This window comes from Halomonas sp. TA22, assembly GCF_013009075.1.
Taxonomy (GTDB): Bacteria; Pseudomonadota; Gammaproteobacteria; order Pseudomonadales; family Halomonadaceae; genus TA22.
The window spans coordinates 628,146-650,143 of the sequence record NZ_CP053108.1; the positions used below are offsets into that span (position 1 = coordinate 628,146).

Annotated in this window: 19 protein-coding genes; 6 read left to right on the plus strand and 13 right to left on the minus strand. The window is 61.9% G+C overall.

Annotated features, from left to right (window positions below; translation table 11 throughout):
* Window positions 1-135: 135 nt before the first annotated feature.
* Together HJD22_RS02820 and HJD22_RS02825 are read right to left on the minus strand one after the other, a co-directional pair.
* Window positions 136-1,431: an ABC transporter substrate-binding protein gene (locus tag HJD22_RS02820; protein WP_208656889.1), complete on the minus strand. Its 1,296-nt coding sequence runs from the start codon at window positions 1,429-1,431 to the stop codon at window positions 136-138.
* Window positions 1,431-2,600, minus strand: coding sequence for an ABC transporter ATP-binding protein (locus HJD22_RS02825; protein WP_208655656.1), 1,170 nt, complete (start codon window positions 2,598-2,600; stop codon window positions 1,431-1,433). The genes HJD22_RS02820 and HJD22_RS02825 overlap by 1 nt, the downstream gene beginning before the upstream one ends.
* 227 nt (window positions 2,601-2,827) lie before the next feature.
* Here HJD22_RS02825 and HJD22_RS02830 point away from each other — a divergent pair, with 227 nt between their 5' ends.
* From HJD22_RS02830 to HJD22_RS02840, 3 genes are all read left to right on the plus strand, one after another.
* Window positions 2,828-4,423 (plus strand): carbon-nitrogen hydrolase family protein, encoded by a 1,596-nt coding sequence (locus HJD22_RS02830; RefSeq protein WP_208655657.1) that lies wholly within the window; start codon window positions 2,828-2,830, stop codon window positions 4,421-4,423.
* Window position 4,424: 1 nt separating this feature from the next.
* A complete protein-coding gene (locus tag HJD22_RS02835) occupies window positions 4,425-5,261 on the plus strand; it encodes a zinc-dependent peptidase (protein ID WP_208655658.1) in 837 nt (278 codons plus the stop codon).
* Window positions 5,262-5,326: 65 nt separating this feature from the next.
* Complete coding sequence (locus tag HJD22_RS02840) at window positions 5,327-6,031, plus strand: TVP38/TMEM64 family protein (RefSeq protein WP_208655659.1); 705 nt, start codon at window positions 5,327-5,329, stop codon at window positions 6,029-6,031.
* A 16-nt stretch (window positions 6,032-6,047) separates the two neighbouring features.
* On the opposite strand, the gene HJD22_RS02845 is transcribed toward HJD22_RS02840, so the two are convergent.
* Complete coding sequence (locus HJD22_RS02845; RefSeq protein WP_248730074.1) at window positions 6,048-7,358, minus strand: glycosyltransferase; 1,311 nt, start codon at window positions 7,356-7,358, stop codon at window positions 6,048-6,050.
* Window positions 7,359-7,448: 90 nt separating this feature from the next.
* The gene (locus tag HJD22_RS02850) at window positions 7,449-8,360 is read right to left on the minus strand and encodes a LysR family transcriptional regulator (protein ID WP_208655660.1); all 912 of its coding nucleotides are present in this window, start codon (window positions 8,358-8,360) and stop codon (window positions 7,449-7,451) included.
* Between the two features lie 131 nt (window positions 8,361-8,491).
* On the opposite strand from HJD22_RS02850, the gene HJD22_RS02855 reads away from it, so the two are divergent.
* Window positions 8,492-9,565 carry a tartrate dehydrogenase gene (locus tag HJD22_RS02855; protein WP_208655661.1) on the plus strand — a complete coding sequence of 358 codons (1,074 nt, stop codon included), beginning with the start codon at window positions 8,492-8,494 and terminating at the stop codon, window positions 9,563-9,565.
* 41 nt (window positions 9,566-9,606) lie between these two features.
* Here the strand turns inward: HJD22_RS02855 and HJD22_RS02860 are convergent, their stop codons facing one another.
* The 8 genes from HJD22_RS02860 to HJD22_RS02895 form a co-directional block, all read right to left on the minus strand.
* Entirely contained in the window at window positions 9,607-10,770 is a 1,164-nt protein-coding gene (locus HJD22_RS02860; RefSeq protein ID WP_248730075.1) for an alpha-hydroxy acid oxidase, read from the minus strand.
* A 25-nt stretch (window positions 10,771-10,795) separates the two neighbouring features.
* Window positions 10,796-11,791 carry a D-glycerate dehydrogenase gene (locus HJD22_RS02865; RefSeq protein ID WP_208655662.1) on the minus strand — a complete coding sequence of 332 codons (996 nt, stop codon included), beginning with the start codon at window positions 11,789-11,791 and terminating at the stop codon, window positions 10,796-10,798.
* Between the two features lie 44 nt (window positions 11,792-11,835).
* Entirely contained in the window at window positions 11,836-13,392 is a 1,557-nt protein-coding gene (locus HJD22_RS02870; protein WP_208655663.1) for a UxaA family hydrolase, read from the minus strand.
* A 72-nt stretch (window positions 13,393-13,464) separates the two neighbouring features.
* A complete protein-coding gene (locus HJD22_RS02875) occupies window positions 13,465-14,382 on the minus strand; it encodes a dihydrodipicolinate synthase family protein (RefSeq protein WP_208655664.1) in 918 nt (305 codons plus the stop codon).
* Between the two features lie 23 nt (window positions 14,383-14,405).
* A complete protein-coding gene (locus tag HJD22_RS02880; protein WP_208655665.1) occupies window positions 14,406-15,527 on the minus strand; it encodes a mandelate racemase/muconate lactonizing enzyme family protein in 1,122 nt (373 codons plus the stop codon).
* A 31-nt stretch (window positions 15,528-15,558) separates the two neighbouring features.
* Entirely contained in the window at window positions 15,559-17,061 is a 1,503-nt protein-coding gene (locus HJD22_RS02885) for a tripartite tricarboxylate transporter permease (protein ID WP_208655666.1), read from the minus strand.
* Window positions 17,062-17,094: 33 nt separating this feature from the next.
* Window positions 17,095-17,562, minus strand: coding sequence for a tripartite tricarboxylate transporter TctB family protein (locus HJD22_RS02890; protein ID WP_208655667.1), 468 nt, complete (start codon window positions 17,560-17,562; stop codon window positions 17,095-17,097).
* Window positions 17,563-17,592: 30 nt separating this feature from the next.
* Window positions 17,593-18,564, minus strand: coding sequence for a tripartite tricarboxylate transporter substrate binding protein (locus HJD22_RS02895; RefSeq protein ID WP_208655668.1), 972 nt, complete (start codon window positions 18,562-18,564; stop codon window positions 17,593-17,595).
* Window positions 18,565-18,723: 159 nt separating this feature from the next.
* On the opposite strand from HJD22_RS02895, the gene HJD22_RS02900 reads away from it, so the two are divergent.
* Window positions 18,724-20,457, plus strand: coding sequence for an IlvD/Edd family dehydratase (locus HJD22_RS02900; RefSeq protein ID WP_248730076.1), 1,734 nt, complete (start codon window positions 18,724-18,726; stop codon window positions 20,455-20,457).
* A 104-nt stretch (window positions 20,458-20,561) separates the two neighbouring features.
* Window positions 20,562-21,251, plus strand: a complete 690-nt coding sequence (locus tag HJD22_RS02905) for a GntR family transcriptional regulator (protein WP_208655669.1) — start codon at window positions 20,562-20,564, stop codon at window positions 21,249-21,251.
* Window positions 21,252-21,287: 36 nt separating this feature from the next.
* Here the strand turns inward: HJD22_RS02905 and wrbA are convergent, their stop codons facing one another.
* Window positions 21,288-21,887: an NAD(P)H:quinone oxidoreductase gene (gene wrbA / locus HJD22_RS02910; protein WP_208655670.1), complete on the minus strand. Its 600-nt coding sequence runs from the start codon at window positions 21,885-21,887 to the stop codon at window positions 21,288-21,290.
* Window positions 21,888-21,998 lie beyond the last annotated feature (111 nt).

A 21,998-nucleotide genomic window follows, 5' to 3' on the forward strand; every position in this document is an offset into this window, starting at 1 on the left:
AGGGCTTGCCTCCTGCACTGTATACGAGCCGGGGACAGGTCAAAGGGGAGGTCATTTGCCAGGGATGGCAAATGTAGCGTCCAGGGAGGGACTCACAGCGCCTCCTCTTTGACCTTTGTCCCCGGCGAAGCCCCCTCAACGTGAACGCGCGTAGCGACGCAGCGCCGTATCGGCTTCCGCCTGGGCCTGGTTGAGCGCTTCCTCGGGCGACATCTGGCCGGTCAGTGCGGCCTGCACGGCGTTGTCCAGCGCCCGGCGTACGCGCCCGCCCTGGTAGGTGGAAAGCTCCGCAGTGCCATGCTCGAGCTGATCACGGGCCACCGCTGCCGGCGGGAAGGTCTCGACATACTCACGCAGGGCGTCGGTCTCGTAGGCGGCCGGGCTGACGCCCATGTAGCCGGTCTCGATCGACCAGGCCGCTGCGCGCTCGGGGCCGGTCATCCAGCGAATGAAGGTCACCGCCGCGCGCTGCTCCTCGTCGCTTGAGCCCTTGAAGAGGTAGAAGTTGCCACCGCCGGTGGGGCTACCACGCTGGGTGTTCATCGGCAGCATGGCCACGCCGAAATCGAAGTCCGCCTCGTTGCGCACCGCGGTAAGATTGCCGGTGGTGTGCCACATCATGGCGGTGGACTGCTCGATGAAGTTCTGGCGCAGCGTGCCCCACTCGATGGTGCCGTCGGGCATCGCCTGATGCTCGCCAGAGAGCGATACCCAGTACTCCAGCGCCTCGATGGCGGCCGGGTCGTCGAAGTAGACCTCGGTGCCATCCTCGCTCATCAAGCGGTGGCCGTTCTGGAAGGCGAAGGCCTGGAACATCCAGTAGGGGTAGCCGGTGGAGGGCACCATCACGCCCCACTGCTCGCCGCCACTCGCCTCGCGTACCGTGGCGGCCATCTCGGCCATCTCTTGCCAATTTTCCGGCGGAGTCTCGGGATCGAGCCCGGCGGCCTCGAAGGCATCCTTGTTCCAGTAGAGCACGATGGTCGAGCGCTGAAAGGGGATCCCGTAGGTCTGGCCGTCGAGCTGGCCGTTCTCCATGAGCCCGGGGTAGAAGCTGTCGAGCCACTCGCGCTCCTCGTCACTCTCGATCACCTCATCGAAGGCGACGATGGCATCCTGCTCCAGCAGCTCATAGAGGTCGATGGAGAACAGTACCGAGAGCTGCGGCGCGTCGTTCGCCTCGATGGCCGACATGGCGCGCACCCGGGTATCGTCGTAGTTGCCGGCGTAGATGGCTTCCACCGAGATGCCGGGGTGCTCGGTCTCGAAGTCGGCAACCAGCTCGTCGATCACCTCGGTCAGCGCGCCGCCGACCGACACCGGGTAGTACATGGTCAGGGCAACCTGCTCCGGCTGGGCGCAGGCCTGCCCGGCCGCCAGCAGTGTGGTCGTGGCGATGGCCAGGCCACTCAGGGGGAAACGACGCGACATCATGAATTGACTCCTGGGGGTGTGGTCCCGAAACGGGACGACTGAATCGGTGACTTGTCCGCGCGGGGAGCGCGTGCCGCCATGAGATCGATACCGTGCAGGTCGTCGCGACGCCTGTCGTCGCTGGCGGAGAAGAGGTGCGCCGCGCTGGCACGCCACTGCAGACAGCAATGTCTCCCGCCTCCCGCTGGCCGAATACCGGACAGGCGGGCACGCAGCTCCTGGGTGCCGACCTTCATGCGCAGGATGGTATCGGCGCCCAGGTACTCCTCGTCGATGATCTCGGCTGGCACGCCCGGCTCGCCGGGCGCGACCACGCGAATGTCCTCGGGGCGCACGCCCAACCGGCAGCCAGCCGCCTCGCTCGGGGCGACGAGGCAGCCGGGTTCGCCCTCGATGACGGCACCTCCCTCGCCGGCAGCGAGCGTGACGAGATTCATCGCCGGGCTGCCGATGAAACTCGCCACGAAGGCCGTGACCGGACGGCGGTAGAGTTCGGCGGGCGTGCCCTGCTGCACGATGCGACCGGCGCGCATCAAAATCACCCGGTCGCCCATACTCATCGCCTCGACCTGGTCGTGGGTGACGTAGATCACCGTCATGCCGAGACGCTGCTGCAGGGCCCGGATCTCGCGGCGCATCTCGCCACGCAGGCGGGCATCCAGGTTCGAGAGTGGCTCGTCCATCAGGCAGATGGGGTGTTCGGAGATGATTGCCCGGGCCAGGGCCACGCGCTGGCGCTGGCCGCCGGAGAGCTGTGCCGGCTTGCGATCCAGGTAGGCGTTCAGGTCGACTAGGCTCGCCACCCGGGCAAGGCGATCGCGCCGCTCGGCCTTGGGCACGCCACGGCTGCGCAGGCCGAAGACGATGTTGTCGGCCACGCTCAGGTGAGGAAACAGCGCATAGGACTGGAACACCATGCTCAGTCCGCGATCGCCCGGCGGCAGCGCGGTGACGTCGCGCCCGCCCATCTGGATGCGCCCGCTCGTGGCCTGCTCGAGACCCGCAATCATGCGCAGCGTGGTGGACTTACCACAGCCGGAGGGGCCGAGCAGAATCACGAACTCGCCCGGAGCCACGTCGAACGACACGCCATCGACGGCGGCAACGCCATGCCAGTGGCGGGTCACGTTTTCGAGCCGGATACGCGGATTGTTATTGTTATCCATGGCCTGCCCATGCGTGGCAGCGATAGTCTGCCGAGAAGTAGCCGGTGAGCGGGTGGTCAACGCCTAGCGTAGTCATGATTCTCGCTCCTGTGTTGCGTCCAATGGTCGAGGGCGAGCGTGACAGTCAGATGAAGGGGGCGTGTCAGCGATATGACACGCCGTAGGAGCCGGCAATCGGGGAGCTCATGCTAGAATGGTTGATCATTTCGCTCAGGAACACGACGTCCATGTCTCTAGACGATCTGCATCTCAATCTGCGTAATCTGACCCCTGATGACTATCCGCAGCTCAAGACGCTGATGGACTCGGTCTATGACGACATCGGCGGTGCCTGGCCCAAGCCCACCATCGACAAGCTGATCAAGGAGTTCCCCGATGGGCAGATCGTCATCGAGGATGACAAGACCATCGTCGGCGTGGCCCTGACCGCGCTGGTCGACTACGACGAGTTCTCCAACCCGCACAAGTACGACGACCTGATCGGCAAGCGCGAGACGATCCTCAACGACGCCAAGGGCGATGCCATGTATGGGCTCGACGTGCTGATCCATCCGGATTATCGCGGCTATCGCCTGGGCCGGCGCCTTTATGAGGCACGCAAGGAGCTGTGCCGCTCGATGAATCTGCGAGCAGTGCTGGCCGGTGGGCGTATTCCCAATTACCACGAGTATGCCGACGAGCTCTCGGCCACCGAGTACATCGCCAAGGTGGCGCGCAAGGAGATCCACGACCCGATCCTGTCGTTCCAACTGGCCAACGACTTTCTGGTCAAGCGCCTGCTGCACAAGTACCTGCCCGAGGATGAGAAGTCCCGGGGCTTCGCTACCCTGCTGGAATGGAGCAACATCCTCTACGAACCCGCTGCCCGGGTGCTGGAGACGCGCCGCACGCAGGTGCGCGTCGGCGCGGTGCAGTGGCAGATGCGCGAGCTCCCCTCGGTGGAGGCGGTACTTCAGCAGATCGAGTACTTCGTCGACGCGCTCTCCAGCTACCAGAGCGACTTCGCGGTATTTCCCGAACTCTTCAACGCACCGCTGATGGGACTGCAGGACCGCGCTGCCCAGCTCGACCAACTTTCGGCGATCCGATTTTTGTCCGGTTTCACCGAACAGTTCAAGAGCGAGCTGTCGCGCATGGCGGTCTCCTACAACATCAATATCATCGCCGGCTCGATGATCGAGGAAGCGGAAGACGGCAAGCTCTACAACGTTGCTTATCTCTGCCACCGAGACGGCTCGCTGGAGCGCCAGTCCAAGCTGCACATCACGCCCCAGGAGCGGCGCGACTGGGTGATCGAGGGCGGCGACGAACTGCGCGTGTTCGAGACCGACGCCGGTCGGGTCGGCATCCAGATCTGCTACGATGTGGAATTCCCCGAGCTCTCGCGGCTGCTTGCCGAACAGGACATGGATATCCTGTTCGTACCGTTCTGGACCGACACCAAGAACGGCTATCTGCGGGTACGCCACTGTGCCCAGGCCCGCGCCATCGAGAATGAGTGCTACGTGGTGCTGTGCGGAAGCGTAGGCAACGTGCCGGCGATCAAGAACCTCGATATCCAGTACGCCCAGTCGTCGGTGTTCTCACCCTCGGACTTCGCCTTCCCGCATGACGCGGTGCTCGCCGAGACCACCCCCAATACCGAGATGATCATGTTCTCCGACCTCGACCTGACGCGGCTCAAGGTGGTGCGCAACGAGGGCTCGGTGACCAACCTCAAGGATCGCCGCAAGGATCTGTTCGACCTGCGCTGGCGCGACTGGTCGTGGAAGTCCGGTGGTCGGCCGGTGGATGGCCGTACGTCCGGCAAAGATGAGAGCTAGGATGATCGACAAATGGCGCCAGTGGCGGGCCGAGCGCTTCGAGGCCCGCCACCCCTTCCCGAGCGAGGCGTGGCAGGAGGCGCGCACGCGGATTCCGCTGCTCACCGCGCTGGATGACGAGGAAGCCGCCCGGCTTGGCCCACGGGCCTGGCGCTTCGCCCATCGCAAGCGCCTGACGCTGCACCCCGCGCTTGCCGAGACCACCGGTTTCGACCTGCCGGCGCGCCTGGCGCTGGCGGGTCAGGCCTGCCTGATGACGCTCAACTGGGACGAGCACGAGCATGACGAGGCGTTCGCCAATGTGCACGAGATACTGGTGCTGCCCGAGGCGTTTCGCCGCCAGGTCGAGGAGATGGACGAGTTCGGGGTGATGCATGAGTACGTAGACGAGCGCGCCGGCGAGACCTCCTACCAGGGTCCGGTGGTGGTCTCCTTCCCCGACCTGATGGCAAGCGGCGACTGGACCGGCTTCAACGTGCTGATCCACGAGATGGCGCACAAGCTCGACATGGGCAACGCGTGCGACATCGACGGTTTTCCACCGCTCCCCCGAGAGATCGACGCTCGGGAGTGGCATCGGATCTTCTCCGGCGTATGGAATGACCTGCAGGCACGGCTCGAGCGCGGCGAGCAGACGCCCATCGACGACTACGCGGCAAGCCACCCCGGCGAATGTTACGCGGTGTGCTGCGAGCACTTCTTCAGTGCTCCGGACATGCTTGCCGAGGCGTATCCCGATCTCTATGCATTGATGGCGCGTTACTTTCGCCAGGATCCGCTGGTGCGCCTGCCTCACCCCAGCGGGCAGGTATTCGCCGATGACATCCCATCTCACTGACCAGGCACGCTTTGCCATCCTGACGTATGCTGACGAGGCCTAACTGAAGGGAATCGATTCGGCACATGCCTAAAAAGCTTGTATTGATCGGCGCTCTGCTGATCATCCTCATTGCCCTGGGCGTGCTGTGGCAGTGGCTTGCCATGCAGGACGTTCTCACGGTACGCAATCTCATGGATGCCGTGCGCCGCTCCGCTTCTTGGCGGGACTCGCCCTGGTCGATCTTTCTGGTAATAGGCATCTATACGGCAGGTTCACTGGTGATGTTCCCGTTGAGCATCCTGGTCGCCCTTACCGGGCTGCTGTTCGGCCCTCTGTGGGGCTTTGGCTATGCGCTGGCCGGCGCCATGGTCGCCGCCGCTGCCACCTACTGGGTGGGTCGTCGGCTGGGACGTGACGCCCTGCTGCACTATGGTGGGGAGCGCCTCAACGGCTTGTCGCGCTACCTGGCCGGCCGCGGCATTCGCACCATGACGCTGGTCAGCCTGGTGCCTATGGCACCCTTCACGCTGACCAACATGCTTGCCGGCGCCTTCCATATCCGATTTCGCGACTACATGCTCGGCTCACTGATCGGTAACGTGCCGGGGCTGGCCACGCTGACCATCCTCGGCAATCAGCTCGGCTCGCTGCTCACTGCGGACAACCGCCAAGAGATGCTATGGGCAGCGCTAGGTGTCGCCGCCGGGCTTGGCGTGCTTTACGGGCTCAAGCGTTATTACACCAGGAAAGCGGAAACGGCTCGTAAGGCCAAACAGCGCCAGCCCTAGCCGGCATTGATGCCGGCTATTTCGCGGCGGGATCCTGCAACACCGCATGCTCCAGCGCCTCATCCAGCGAGGCGTCGCTATTGAGCAGTGAGCGAATGACCCGACCGCGATGGCGCAGCATGTGCCACTCCGCACCGAGCCGGCTGCGCACTCGCTCCCAGGTATTGTCATCGGCATGGGTGAGCGGACCGCCGCTGGCGATCGCCTTGCGATAGACCTCCAGGCAGCGCGAGGTGCAGCGGCTCTCATCAAAGGTGGCGGCGATTTGCAGCGCCGCCTGACGCATCGGCGTGCGGCAGGCCGGATCGGCCAGCTCCAGGAGCGCCTGGGCCATGGTGACGCTGTCATCACTGGCCAGCAATCGACCCGCCTCGCCGTCGCGCAGCACCTCTCGAACGCCAGGGGCCTCCACCGCCACCACCGGCAACCCTGCGGCCATCGCCTCCACCAGCACCATCCCCTGGGTTTCGCTATGCGAGGCGAAGGCAAACACATCCATGGCATGGTAGGCATCGATCAGCGCCTGGCCATGCAGCCTGCCGGTACAGTGGAGACGTGCCTGTACCCCCAGCCGCTCCGCCTCGGCCTGCATCAGACTGCGAGCATCCCCCTCGCCTACCACCAGAAAGTGGGCATCGTCTCGCTCGGCCATCAGTTTCGCCACGGCACGCGCCAGAAACGGCAGGTTCTTCTCCTTGGCCAAGCGTCCCACATGGCCCACGACGTAGGCAGTGTCAGCAATGCCCAGGCGACGGCGCAGCTCGGCTCCACTGCCCTGGCCGAAACGACGGGTGTCCACACCACTGGGCACCACCGTGACTCGCGAGTTGGCACCGCGGCGCAGCAGCAGATCGCGAATACTCTCGCTGGGGGCGATCACGGCATCGCACAGCTGGGTATATTCGGTCGACAGCGCCACCGCAAAGCGCTGCATGCGCGGCGAGTCGCCGGGTACGTAGTGGGTATAGTGCTCATAGAGCGTATGGTGGGTGAAGACCAGCGGCAGGCCATAGGTCACGGCGGCCCGGGCTGCGGTATCGCCAAGCAGGAAGGGGTGATGGGAATGAAGGATATCGGGCTCAAAGGCCTCGATTGCCTCGGAGAGCTGGCCAGGAATCGGCACCGGTAGCGAAAAGTCGCTGCCGTTGAAGTGCTGAACCGCCACGGCGCGAAAGACATCCTCTTCCGGTACCTGCCCCTCCATCTTAGGTGCCACCACCAGCACCTGGTGCCCCTCATCCCGCAGGCGGTTCTTGAGTCGTTGAACGGACTCGCTCACGCCGCCCACGATGGGGCGGTAGGTATTGGTGAACATCAATATATTCAAGCCATCTTCCCTGCAATAGCTGGCCAACGACGTATGCTTCCCATCATACCTTTCTCCTTCCCGGCGGCCACCTGTTCACGCCTTTCGATCTCATGGCAGCGCCGGCACCCTGCCGGCCATCTCTTCCTCAAGATAGCCGATAAAGGCCCGGATACGTGCCGGCACGTGGCGCCGCTGCGGATAGACCGCATAGAAATCGGCGCGTATCCCCCGCCACTCCGGCAACAGCGGCAACAGCCGGCGCGCTTGGAGATGTTCGTGCACATCCCACCAAGAGCGCAGCATTATGCCATGTCCCTCCAAGGCGAGGTGAGTGATCACCTCCGCATCGTTGCTGGCCAGGCGCCCTTTCACCTTGACGGTCTGCTCCTCCTGCCCCGTATGGCGTTCGAAGCGCCATAGCGCGAAGTCGCTGTCATTCTCGCGTACCAGCAGGCACTGATGCTGAATCAGGTCGGCGGGTGACGTGAGTGCCGGCATCCCTTCCACATAGCCGGGGGCGGCACACAGGACCCGTCGGTTGGCGAGGAGTCTCTGGGCGATCAGCCGCGAATCGGGTGGCTCCCCGACCCGGATACCGATATCGAAGCCTTGATCGCTCAGGTTGAGGGGGAAGTTGGTCAGCTCGAGCCAGCCTTCGACTTGAGGATGTCGGGCGCAGAACGCCGAGAGTAGCGGTGCGATATGCTGGCGCCCGAAGCCGAAGGTGGCGTTGATGCGCAGCCGCCCGGAAAGCGCCCCGCGACGCTCACCGAGCGCTCCCTCAAGCTCGGCCAGCTCGTCGAGGATCGAGGCGCCACGGGCCAGGTAGAGTTCACCTTCGGCAGTCAGTGTCAGACGCCGTGTCGTCCGGCTGGCAAGTTCCACTCCAAGCCGCGCCTCGAGCTGCTTGAGGCGCTTGCTGACCGCCGAGAGCGAAAGCCCAAGCTCGCGGGCAGTGAGGGTCAGGCTGCCGCACTGGGACAGCCGCTGAAAGAAGGCCAGGTCGTCGAGCTGAGTCATGCCAGCCCATTCTCCACTTGAAAGCAACAATACCTTTCACTCTAGCCTGATTATCAAAGACAAAACAGTGGCTAGACTGTCGAGGCGACAAGCGACACACAACACGCACGCCACTGCCCAGGAGATTTCCCATGACGCACCGCATTGCAGTGATCGCCGGCGACGGTATCGGCACGGAAGTGATGCCCGAGGGGCTACGCGCCGTCAAGGCCGCCGCCCAGCGTTTCGGTATCGATCTAGAGTTTCAACACTTCGAGTTCGGCAACTGCGATTACTATCTCGAACACGGCCAGATGCTTCCCGACGATTGGTTCGACCAGCTCAAGGACTTCGATGCACTGTTCTACGGTGCGGTGGGCTGGCCCGAGAAAGTGCCGGACCATATCTCGCTGTGGGGCTCGCTGCTGCAGTTCCGCCGCCAGTTCGACCAGTACATCAACCTGCGCCCCTGCAAGCTGATGCCCGGCATCAAGAGCCCGCTGGCCGACCGCAAGCCCGGCGACATCGACTTCTATGTGGTGCGCGAGAATACCGAGGGCGAATACTCAAGCGTCGGCGGCAAGATGTTCGAGGGCACCGAGCGTGAAGTGGTGATCCAGGAGACCGTGATGACCCGTGTCGGCGTCGACCGCGTGCTCAAGTATGCCTTCGAGCTGGCCCAGACCCGCCCGCGCAAAAAGCTCACCTCGGCCACCAAGTCCAACGGCATCTCGATCACCATGCCCTACTGGGACGAGCGGGTGAAAGCGATGGCCAAGGGGTATCCGCAGATCAGTGTCGATCAGTTCCACATCGACATCCTCACCGCCAACTTCGTCATGCACCCCGACTGGTTCGACGTGGTGGTGGCAAGCAACCTGTTCGGCGACATCCTCTCCGACCTGGGCCCGGCCTGTACCGGCACCATCGGCGTGGCGCCGTCGGCCAACATCAACCCAGAGGGCAAGTTCCCGAGCCTGTTCGAACCGGTCCACGGCAGCGCCCCCGACATTGCTGGCAAGGGCATCGCCAATCCCATCGGCCAGATCTGGTCCGGCGCGATGATGCTCGAGCACCTGGGTTACAAGGAGGCCGGCGATGCCATGGTCCAGGCGATCGAAGCGATACTCGCCGAGGCGGATAGCGCAGTGCTGACGCCCGACATCAAGGGCCAAGGCTCTACCCAGAGCCTGGGACGAGCGATCGCCGAGCGTATAGCGGGCTGATGCCAGGCGGCATCCGTGCCTTCGGATGCCGCCTGCCTCGCTCAGCGGGATGGGTACAAATGCTCCTGTCCGAGCTCATCGATTCGGGTGACTCCCAGCAATGCCATATTGCGCGCCACTTCTTCCCGAAGCAGGCCAATGGCATGGGCGACGCCTGCCTCCCCCGCATAGGCCGCCGCGTAGTTGAAGGGACGCCCGACAAAGACGAAGCGCGCACCAAGCGCCAGTGCCTTGATCACATCAGTTCCGCGCCGGAAGCCGCTATCGATCATCACCGGGATATCATCCACCGCCTCGACCACCCCGGGCAGTGCGCGCAGTGTACCTAAGGTACAATCTAGCTGGCGGCCGCCATGGTTGGAGACGATGATACCGTCGGTGCCAGTATCCTGCGCCTGCCTAGCATCGTCGGGATGCAGGATGCCCTTTACGATGAGCTTGCCCGGCCACACCTCACGCACCCTCTTCAGATAGCGCCAGGTGAGATGGCTGCGGCCGGAAAAATCACGATTCACATGCTTGGCAATGACCGGGATGCCCCGGGTCGCATAGTTGTTCTCGAAGTGCGGAACACCATGCCTGGCCAGGGTACGCAGGAAGGTGCCGAACAGCCAGCGTGGGCGCATCAGGCCGTCATAGGCCAGTCGCAGGCTGGGGCGTAGCGGCGACGAGAAGCCGCTGCGCCGGTTATTGTCGCTGTTGGGCGGTACCGGATAGTCTACCGTGATGACAAGGTGTCGGAACCCTGCCAGTTCGACTCGTTCAATCAGTGCCTCGATTCCCGCAATGTCACCCGGCAGATACGCCTGAAACCAGTCGGTGCCACCCTCATCGGCGACCTCTTCCATGCGGATCAGTGATGTGCCGCTCAAGATCATGGGAATCTCAGCGCTCGCGGCAGCCCGGGCCTGGACGATATCGCCGCGATAGGCGGAAAGCGCACTGATACCCATCGCCGCGATGCCGAAAGGGGCCGCATAACGGCGGCCGAACAGCTCGGTGGCGGTGGAGGCCTGCGAGACATCGACCAGGCCGCGAGGCAGAAAACAGTAATCGCTGAAGGCCGCGCGGTTGGCGGCCAGGGTGCTCCCCTCTTCCGCAGCATTGGCCACGTAACCGAAAATGGGACGCGGCAGATGGCGCCTCGCGGCGCGCTCGAAATCGTTGAGATGGTATATCTTCGCCAGTCGTCTTCTTGTACTCACTGTGTCTGCCTGCCTCTCCAGAGGTTCAATGCCGCTCGAATAGCACCGCTGCGCCCACTTCCTTGTTGACTACATTGATCGGTCGCTCTCCCCGAAGCGCCAGGAACAGATTGTCCACGGCACGCTGCGCCATGGCAGCGCGCGTCTCGTGGGTCGCCGAGCCGGTATGCGGCAGCGTGACGACCTGCACCAACTGCAGCAGAGGCGAATCCGACGGCAACGGCTCGCGCTCGTAGACGTCGAGCCCGGCACCCGCGATCCACTCCTCCCGTAGCGCCTGAACCAGGGCCGCCTCGTCGACCACCGGCCCACGGGCGATGTTGACGAAGATGGCCGAGGTCTTCATGCGCCGGAAGGCGTCGCGGCCGATCAGGTGGTGCGTCTCGGCCGTGAGCGGCACCGTCACGCAGACGAAGTCCGAGGTTTCCAGCAATTCATCGAGCGAGCAGCGCCTCGCGCCCAGCTCGACTTCCAGCACGGGCTTGGACGAGGCGTTGCTGTAGAGAATCGGCATGCCGAACCCGAGCGCACCGCGGCGCGCCACGGCGGCACCGATTCTCCCCAGGCCGACCAGACCCAGTGTCTTGCCGTGAACGTCGCGGCCGAAATGCTTCTCGCCAATATGCCCCTGCCATTCGCTCCGCCGTACAAAGCCATCCAGTTCAGGTATCCGCCGGGCCGCGGCCATGATCAGGGCGAAGCCGGTGTCGGCGGTCGTCTCCGTCAGCACGTCGGGCGTGTTGCACAGCAGGATGCCGCGCCGCGCCATCTCATCGACGGGAAAGTTGTCGTAGCCGACCGAGATGGTGGCAACGACCTCAAGGCTTGGCGCCTCGTCAAGCATCTCCGGTGTGATGGACAGCTTGCCACCGATCAGCCCATGGGCGCGACGCAAGGCCTCGCCAAAAGCAGCCTGGTTCGTCTCGTCGAGATCGGGAAAATAATCGACATCGAATTCACGCTCGAGTTGCGCGAGATGCGTTTCATGCAGGCGGCGCGCCGCCACGACCCGTTTGCGCATGGCGCTCTCCTTGTTGGTCGGCCGTATCGTTGCCAGCATATCCCCTAACTCATGATACCGATGTGCCACGGCACGAATTCATTGTCGCCAAGCCCGAGCAGTTCGCTCTTCGAGCGCTGCCCCGAGGCGGTGGCCAGCATCAACGCGAAGATGCGCTGACCCATGGTCTCGATATCGCATGTGCCGTCGAGAATCTCGCCGCAGTTGAGATCCATGTCGTCGCACAGCCGCTCGTACATGGGCGTGTTGGTGGCCAGCTTGAGGCTCGGCGTCGGCTTGGCACCGAACATCGAACCGCGCCCGGTGGTGAAGGCGATGAGGTTGGCACCACCGGCGATCTGGCCGGTAATCGATACCGGGTCGTATCCCGGCGTGTCCATGAACACCAGCCCCTTGGCGGAGACCGGCTCGGCGTAACGATAGACTGCCATCAACGGGCCAGTGCCGCCCTTCATCGATGAGCCCAACGACTTCTCGAAGATATTGGCCAAGCCACCCATCTGGTTGCCGGGGCTGACCTTGCCGTTGATCTGCACGTCGCGGCCGACCGAGTATTCCTCTTTCCACCAGCGGATGCGCTCCACCAGCTTCTCGCCAATCTCGCGGCTCGCCGCACGGCGCGTCAGGGTGTGCTCCACGCCATAGATCTCGGGAGTCTCGGAAAGTATCGCCGTGCCGCCGTGGCGCGCCAGGATATCGACGGCGCGTCCCAGGGCGGGATTGGCGGTGATCGAGGAGAAACCGTCCGAACCGCCGCACTGCAACCCCACGGTCAGGTGCGCCGCCGACACCGGCTGACGCTCGATCCGGTTGGCCTCGGGCAGCAGCGCCCGTACCGCCTCGATGGCGGCCTCGATCGTCCGTGTCGTGCCCCCCATCGCCTGCATGGTGAAGGTCTGCAGACGGCTGCCTCCATCGAGACCTTCGTCTTCCATCAGCCCCTGGATCTGGTTTCGCTCGCAGCCGAGTCCGATCACCAGCACTGAGGCGAAGTTGGCATGCCGTGCGTAGCCGGCCAGGGTGCGCCGCAACAGCGCCATGGGTTCGCCGGTCATCTCCATGCCGCAGCCCAGCGAGTGAGGGAAGGCGACCACGCCATCGACGTTGGGGAACTCGGCCAGGCGCTCCTCAGTGAACCAGTCGGCTACCTTGCGCGCCACGGTCGCCGAGCAGTTCACCGTGGAGAGGATGCCGATGTAGTTGCGCGTGGCGACCTGGCCGTCTGCGCGCACGATGCCGTCGAAGGTGGCGACATCGGCCTTCGGCAGGCGATCGGTGGGCACGTACGCCTCGGCGTGACGATAATCGCGGTCGAACTCCTCGAAAGCCACGTTGTGGCTGTGCACCATGTCGCCCGGCTCGATGTCGCGGGAGGCGAAGCCGATGGTCACGCTGTACTTGAGAACCGGCTCGCCCTGGCGGATGGCGCGGGTCGCCAGCTTGTAGCCGGCCGGCACCTGGGCGCGGCTGGTCACGCCTTCGCTGGGCAGGAAGGTACCGATACCTACCTCCTGGCGGGCGACCACCACGTTGTCGTCGGGGTGCAGGCGTACGATGGGTCCGGCAACACGTTTTTCAGCGGCCTGGAGTGAGGTCGTCATGGCGTTTTCTCTGGAATGACCCCGGCCGGAGACGCGGGCCGGGGTGGAGTGTCGATGGAAGCCGGCCGGGTATCAGCCGGCACGACCGGGCATGGTGAAGCCCCGGGCGTCGAGCGCCTGTTTGAGCGACTGGCACTGTGCGTCGTCGAGCTCGACCAGCGGCGGGCGTACACGGCGCCAGGCGGCATCGTCACCATACAGGGCGGTAGCCGCCTTGAGCGCCGGAATCATGGGAAAGCGCTCGAACTCACCGCGCAACGCGGAGAGCGCCGTCTGGCGCGTGTCGGCATCGGCTTCCCGCCAGGCACGGGCGAGTTCCGCGATTGGCCCGGGATTGACGTTGGCCGTGGCGCTGATGCACCCCGCACCACCGGCGCGCAGGGTATCGAGCAGGAAATGCTCGCTGCCGGCGTAGACGTCGATTTCCCCGCCGAAGGCGTCGATCAGCGCCTGGGTGTTGCTCCATTCCCCGGAGCTATCCTTGATGCCGGCAATGGTATCGGGGTAGGCCGTGTGCAGCCGCTCAATCAAGTCCAAGGTCAGCGGCACTTGGGAAACCGGCGGTATGTGATAGAGATACACCTTGAGCGACGGCGACGCGACGCGCTCGATGACCTCCGCGAAGTAGCGATAGAGGCCTTCGTCGGAGACACCCTTGTAGTAGAACGGCGGCAGCATCAGCACCCCGGCGCAGCCGTTGTCGACGGCGTGGCGGGTGAGCTCGACCGCATCGCCGATGGCGCAGCTGCCGGTGCCGGGCATCAGCTGCTCACCGGCGATGCCGGCCTCGGCGAGGGTATCGATGAGCGCGCGCTTCTCGCCTACGGTCATCGAGTTGGCCTCGGAGTTGGTACCGAAGATCGCCAGGCCGACATCGTTGTCGAGCAGCCAGCGGCAGTGCGTGGTGAAGCGCCGGGAATCGGGCGCCAGGTCATCGGTGAAGGGAGTGACTACTGGCGACCATACACGGCCTGTACGGGGCTGATTCATGTAGCGTCCTCGCGTTGTGGTGGCTACTGCCAAGCATCAATAGCGTAGCGCTCAAGCGCCTCGGTTTCGAAGTCGAAGCCCAGCCCCGGCTTGGTTGGCAATGCCAGCCGTCCGTCGGCGAACTCGAGCTGGGTGTCGATCAGCCGGCGGAAATTAAGCACCTGGTCGTCGGCGAAGTATTCGACGAAGGGCGCGTTGGGCGCCGCAGCCACCAGGTGAACGTGCAGGTCGTGGAACCAGTGCGGGCAGACCTCGACACCGTAGCTGGCGGCGGTGGCGACGATGCGCCGGAACTCGGTGATACCGCCGCACACGGCGGCATCGGTCTGCAGGATCATCGCCGCCTCCTTGTCGAGCAGTTCCTTGAAGCGCCAGCGCCCGGCCTCGATCTCGCCGGTCGCCACCGGCACCGGGGTGCGCTCGGCCAGGCGTCGATGGTTGTCGATATCGTCGGGGCTGAACGGCTCCTCGATCCAGTAGGGGTCGTAGGATTCAGCCATACGCATGAAGGCGAGCGCCGAGGGCAGGTCGCGCCAGGCATTGTTGGCGTCCATCATTACCAGCACGTCGGGGCCGACCGCCTCGCGCACGGCGGCCAAACGTGCCTCCTCCCCGGCCAGGGCCTCTCGCCCGACCTTGAGCTTCACCGCCGTGAAACCCTGTTCCACGTAGCCGCGCATCTCGTCGGCCAAATGCTGCGGCGTCTTGCCCTCCAGGTAGTAACCGCCGCTGGCATAGGCCGGCACGCTCTCGGTCTCGTTGGCCCCGAGCAGCTTGTAGAGCGGCAGGTTGGCGGCACGCGCGTTGCGGTCCCACAGCGCCGTATCGAGGATACTGATGGCACGCATCACCGAGCCGGTGCGGCCGTGCAGAAGCGCTTCCTGATACATCTCGCGCCACAGCCCTTCCACGCGATGGGTATCCTGGCCGACCAGCAACGGCTTGAGCAGGTCACGCACGGCATGGACGACCAGGTGCCCGGCGTTGCTGCCGCCATAACAAAAACCGATCCCCTTGTGGCCATCGTCTCCAGTGACCTCGACCAGGGCGTAATCGCGCTTGTGCACGCGGCGGTTGGAGAAGCTCGTCGGGTTGTCCAGCGGCACGCTGACCATGCGCGCCTTGACGTCAATAATGGTAGCCATAGTGTTTCGCTCTCGTGATTTGACGTTGTGATCAAGCGGTTTTCTTGAAGCGGGATAACGTAGCGCCCAACAGCGGAGTGGCTTGGAGGACGGAGAACAGTGCCAGCAGCAGCAAGCCGAACGCTATCGGGCTCTTGACGAAGATCAGGAAACTGCCGCCGCCAATCAGCATCGACTGTTGAAAACTGGTTTCCATGACAGGCCCGAGAATCAGGCCAACCACCATCGGTGCGGGTGACATGCCGGCCTTAATCATCCAGTAGCCGAACAGGCCGAAGGCAAACATCAGGCCCACATCGAAAAAACTGTTGTTGATGGCGAAAGAACCGACCACGCAGAGCACGATGATGGCGCACGCCACGAAACCATCTGGCACCTTCGTCACGCTGACGCAGAGGCGGGTGAACATGAGACCGACCGCCAGCAAGGCAAAGTTCGCCACGATGACGGCCCAGATAAGGGTATAGGTCACTTCACCATGCTCGGTCAGCAGATTGGGACCGGGCAATATCCCATGGACCATCAATGCCCCCAGCAGGATGGCGGTAGAGGAGCTTCCCGGGATGCCAAGGGCAATGGTCGGAATCAGCGAACCGCCCACCACCGAGTTATTGGCCGACTCCGGTGCAGCGAGGCCGGCAACGTCACCCTTGCCAAAACGGCTCTTGTCCTTGGCAAAGCGCTTGGCTTCGTTGTAGGCGAACCAGCTTGCCGTATCGCCGCCGGTGCCGGGGATCAACCCAGTGACAATGCCTATCACGCCCGAACGGAAGATATTGGGCATCAGCGATACGATTTCCTTGGCCTTTGGCAGGAGTCGGTCGGTGATCTTGTTGGCCACTTTCTTGGCATTTGATCCGTTCTTCTCGATCAAGAGCAACGCTTGGGGAATGGAGAACAGGCCAATGAGCGCCACGGTGAAACTGATCCCCGAGAACAGATTCATCTGCCCAAACGTCATCCTCGGCGTACCAGTGATCAGATCCATGCCCACCGTGCTCACCAGCAGACCGATTCCCCCGGATAACAGACCGGACACTACCGAGCCTTGCGAGAGAGACCCAATGATGGTGATGCCCAGCACGGCGACGGCAAAGAGTTCGATCGGACCGAACTTCAATACCAGAATGCCCAGTAAGGGGGCTGCCACGAGCAACGCGAGGCCGCTCATGAGACCACCGCAGAAGGAAGCGAACAGTGAAATGCCCAGCGCCTTGCCGGCCTTGCCCTGCTGGGAGAGAGGATAGCCGTCAAGCACGGTGGCGGCAGCAGCCGGCGTCCCGGGGGTATTTAGCAAGATGGCCGCGATCGACCCCCCATAGGACGCCCCCACGTACAAGGAGGCCAGCATGCTCAACCCGGCCCCTGGATCCATACTGAAGGTAATTGGCAGCAGCAACGCCAAGGCCATGGTGGCCGAAAGGCCAGGCATGGCGCCTACGAACATTCCAAGCAAGGTGCCACCAATAATAAGTAGCAAGTTGCTCCATGATAGGACATTCGATATTCCAACAAGCAACATGCCTGTGTCCATAATCCACTCCATCTTCAATACTGGCGTTATACGTTATAAGGAAGGCAGTGCTGGCATGTTCAGCCCTAAAAAACGAAAGAACACCAGCCCGATGACGATCAGCAAGCAAGCGACACCGACAGCCGAATACTTAGCGCTTACGCCCCGAGCGATAAATAGCGAAATCCCTAAGAACGCCGCCGTACCTATGAAATACCCGACGATACTAATACTGTAGGCATACAGTAGTGCAGCGAAGTAAACCAGAAAGGCCCTGAAGACCCCCCCTCCTCTCCATTGCGGTTTCCGGCTAGGTGAAACACTGGCTACAGGGGAAGTACTCATCACCTTTCTGGAGACCACGGCTTCTTGAATAATCAAAGCCAATGACAACAATCCCACCGCTGTTGCAAAGATCAATGGTATTTGAGCCGCCCTCGTTGGATACTCCATGTTATTCAAAAAGAAAAACACTCCCAAGAAAATGCCGAAGGCACCCAGTGCCAGGCGACTCATATTCATGTCATCAACCTCCGCATCAGTGACATTTCGTCAGGCGTCATCTTGCACTTCCGCCCAAATGTCGATGAATGTCTCTTCCATACGTTTCATCATGTCCATGTAACCGTCACCGGTCACGATATCGATATAGAATGCGCGCTCTTCTGCCGCCCGAAGAAATTCCTCGTTGGTAGCCAGTTCTTCAAAAGCGGCAATCAACTCGTCGCGTGCCTGATCGGGAATGCCTGCCGGTGCGCTATAACCGCGAGATGAGCCATTGACCACTTCGTAGCCCATCTCTTTGAGCGTCGGCACATCCGGCAGCATCGGCAATCGATCTTCGGCAAACACAGCTAGGGGGCGCAGGCTCTCTGCCTTGATGTGACCGTACACGATCCCTACGTTGTTGAAACTGGCATCGATCTGACCGCCCATGGCAGCCGTTGCGGAAGGACCGTCTCCAGAAAAGGGTACCTTTTCAAACTTAACTCCAACGGCATTTTCCACCATGATCGTTGAGAAGTAATCGTCTCCTCCGACACCTGAATTACCTATCGTGATACGCCCAGGGTTTTCTTCAGCCGCTTGAAACAAATCCTCAACTGTCTGATAGGGGCTGTCGGGCGGGACTACAATAACGCCAGGATCCGTAACTACATTAGCTATGGGCGTAAATTGATCGATATTATAAGATACAGCAGCATTGATAATATAATTAGTCATTAACATCGGCGTATTGGTAATGCTAATCACCGAACCATCTTTAGGCGACTGGTTAGCCAGTCGATTCCAAGCAATCGCCCCAGCTGCTCCTGGTATATATTCATTTACGAAACTGACTCCCAATATCTCTCTCAGATATGGGTGTGCTAACTGCGCAAGAGCATCACTTCCTCCACCTGCCTGGAACCCCTGAAGCACTTTTATCTCATCAGTAACGGAATAGTCCGCACTTGCTGACAGTGGAATAAGCGCTGTTATCGCGAACATAGATAAAGAGGCTGGCAATAGTATTTTTTTCATTATAGTTACCTTGCTTATGGTTTTGTTTAAGGCATCGCATGAATTTTGTTTGGCATGCCTCGCAAAACCTAGTACCTTGGCAACAAGATTGTCAATAATCTTGTTGCTAATAATCCTAAAGTCTAAGCGCCCCCTCGCGAGAACCAAGGAGAATCAATTTTGAAAACAAACAATGGCCCAAAGGGGATGTCAGGAAGGCTGACCAACTACGGCGACGAGGGCTTCTCGCTGTTTCTTCGTAAAGCCTTCATCAAGGGAATGGGATACACGGATGACGCCCTCTCGCGACCCGTGATAGGTATCACTAATACCTACAGCGGCTACAATGCGTGCCATGGCAACGTGGATGCCTTGGTGGAGAGCGTCAAGCGCGGTGTCATGCTCGCCGGCGGCCTGCCCATCGATTTCCCTACCATTTCGCTGCACGAATCATTCTCCCATCCCACCAGCATGTATCTGCGCAACCTGATGGCCTTGGACACGGAAGAGATGATCCGCGCTCAACCTATGGACGCCATCGTATTGATTGGTGGTTGCGACAAGACCGTACCGGCACAGCTCATGGCTGCTGCCAGTGCCGGTATTCCGGCTATCCAGTTGGTGACCGGCCCGATGCTCAGCGGCTCGCACCGAGGGACGCGAGTCGGTGCGTGTACCGATTGTCGACGCTATTGGGCAGCCTATCGCGGTCAGGAAATCGACGATCAGGAGATCATTGAGGTCAACGACAAGCTGGTTCCCACCGTAGGGACCTGCTCGGTAATGGGCACCGCCAGTACCATGGCGTGCCTCGCCGAAGCGATGGGCATGATGTTGCCTGGAAGCGCCACAGCTCCAGCGGTCTATGCCGATCGCCGGCGTATCGCCGAATATACAGGCGCCGAGGCCGTGCGTATTGCCTCTGAGAAAGTTGTGCCAGCCGACATCATGACCGAGGCGGCCCTGGAAAATGCGCTACGCGTATTGCTGGCTCTCGGAGGCTCGACCAACGGATTGATCCACCTGACCGCTATCGCCGGGCGACTGGGCATTGACATAGACCTTAACGCCTTTGATCGCATGAGCCGGGAGACCCCGGTACTGGTCGACCTCAAGCCTTCCGGCGAGCATTACATGGAACATCTCCATCATGCGGGAGGCCTGGCGGCGCTGCTGCACGAGATCCGCCCTCTTCTACATCTCGATGCCATGACCATCAACGGCAAGACCCTGGGTGAAAACCTGGAGGCTTCCACACGCATCATCGGCCAGCAAGTGGTCAGGCCACGCGACAATCCCATCTATGCCCAAGGCGGTATCGCCGTACTGGAGGGCAACCTCGCCCCTCGTGGCGCTATCATCAAGCAGTCGGCCGCCTCTCCTGAACTCATGGACCATACCGGACGCGCCGTGGTGTTCTCATCCATGGAGGACCTGGCCATGCGTATCGACGACCAAGAACTGGACGTCAAGGCCGACGATGTGCTCGTGCTGCAAAACATTGGACCGAAGGGAGCGCCCGGCATGCCCGAGGCGGGTTACATTCCCATTCCCAAGAAGCTCGCGGCTCAAGGGGTCAAGGACATGGTACGCATTTCCGACGGTCGCATGAGCGGTACGGCGGCTGGTACCATCGTGCTACATGTCTCACCGGAGGCGGCCGATCAAGGCCCCCTGGCCTTGGTACGGACCGGCGATATCATCCAGCTGGACGTCAAGGCCCGCAGCCTGCAACTCTTGGTGGATGAGGACGAACTGGCTCGACGGCGCCAGGCACTGAAACCAGTGGAAGCCCAGTCACAGGCAGGTGGCTACCGGCGCCTGTTTCTGGAACAGATCCTCCAAGCGGAGGAAGGCTGCGATTTCCGCTATTGTCGCCCCGAACCCACCCGCAAGATACCCAGAAGAAGCTGACCACTTCTTGGTGATGGAACTTGGGTAACATAGCTGGCGCTTGACAGGCATGAGCGCCAGTCTTGGTATGACCCGTTCCAAACAATTCGGCTAGGATGCGAAGCATGGCTAATACTCAACGCAGCGAACAGTATGTCCCGATCGAGCCTCTAAATGTGGAAGATATCATCGCCGCGATTGAGGAGGACATAGTGCTTGGCCGCTTGAACCCCAAGGAGAGATTGGTCGAAGAGGATCTATTGGAACGGTTCGGCTGCAAGCGCCATGTGGTTCGTCAAGCTCTGTTCCAGCTTGAGGACATTGGCTTGGTCGAGCGCATCAAAAACCGGGGCGCCTTCGTGAAAGTCTACACACCTCAGGAGGTGAAGGACCTTTACGCCATGCGCGAGTTGCTGGAACTTGCTGGAATCGAGGCACTGTCCCTGCCGGCGCCCGAGACACTCGTGGGACGCCTGGAAGAGATTCAGGACCAGCACTCCAAGGCGGTTGAAAAGCAGGACATGCGGAGCATCTTCAGACTCAACATTGCCTTTCACCAGGTACTCTTTGCCGCAACGGGCAACAGGTACCTGACGGAAACCATCAATGACTTCGCCAAGAAGGCCCATGCCATTCGCTTCGCGGCGATCTCCGATCTCGATAGCCTCAAGCGGGCAAGGGATGAACACATTGAGATCATCGAAGCAATAAGGCAGCAGGACAGGCAAGCGCTGCGGGAACTGTGCCGCCGCCATATTCTGCCATCGAAGGAAAGCTATATCAGGATGTATGAGTTGCGCCTCGGCAAGACATAACGGAAACACCCGCCCGGTTTCCCGGACGGGTCGTTCTCAGCTCGTCAGCTTGGCGGCGAACCCGGCCACGTATTCTCCCTGGAAGCGGGCGATCTTCAGCTCGCGCTCATCGGGCTGGCGCGACCCGTCGCCACCGGCCAGCGTCGAGGCGCCATAGGGCGTGCCACCGCTGACCTTGGAGATATCGAACTGCTCTTCAACGCCATAACCGATCGGCACGATCAGCATGCCGTGGTGGGCAAGCGTGGTCCAGGTGGAGGTGATGGTCATCTCCTGGCCGCCGCCGGTACCGGTGGAGGTGAAGGCACTGGCGACCTTGCCGCGCAGCGCGCCCTTGGCCCACAGCCCACCGGTCTGGTCGAAGAAGGTGCGCATCTGGCCGGCCATGTTACCAAAGCGGGTCGGGGTACCGACGATGATCGCGTCGTAGTCGGCGAGTTCGCCCGGTGTCGCTTCCGGCGTGCTAAAGTCCTGCTTGCCACCGGCCTTGGCGAAGCTCTCGGCATCCATGGTTTCCGGCACGCGCTTGACGGTGACATCAACACCCTCCACTTGGCGGGCGCCTTCGGCCACGGCATGCGCCATGGTATCGATATGGCCATACATGGAGTAGTAGAGTACGAGGATCTTGGTCATTGGTGACGCTCCTTATTCCTGCGTTGACATGTTGCGGCTGTAGACAGTTTGCTGTGGCTCTCAGTGTAGAGAAGCCTTCGGCCAAGTTAAGCGAATGATTTCGAGCCATCA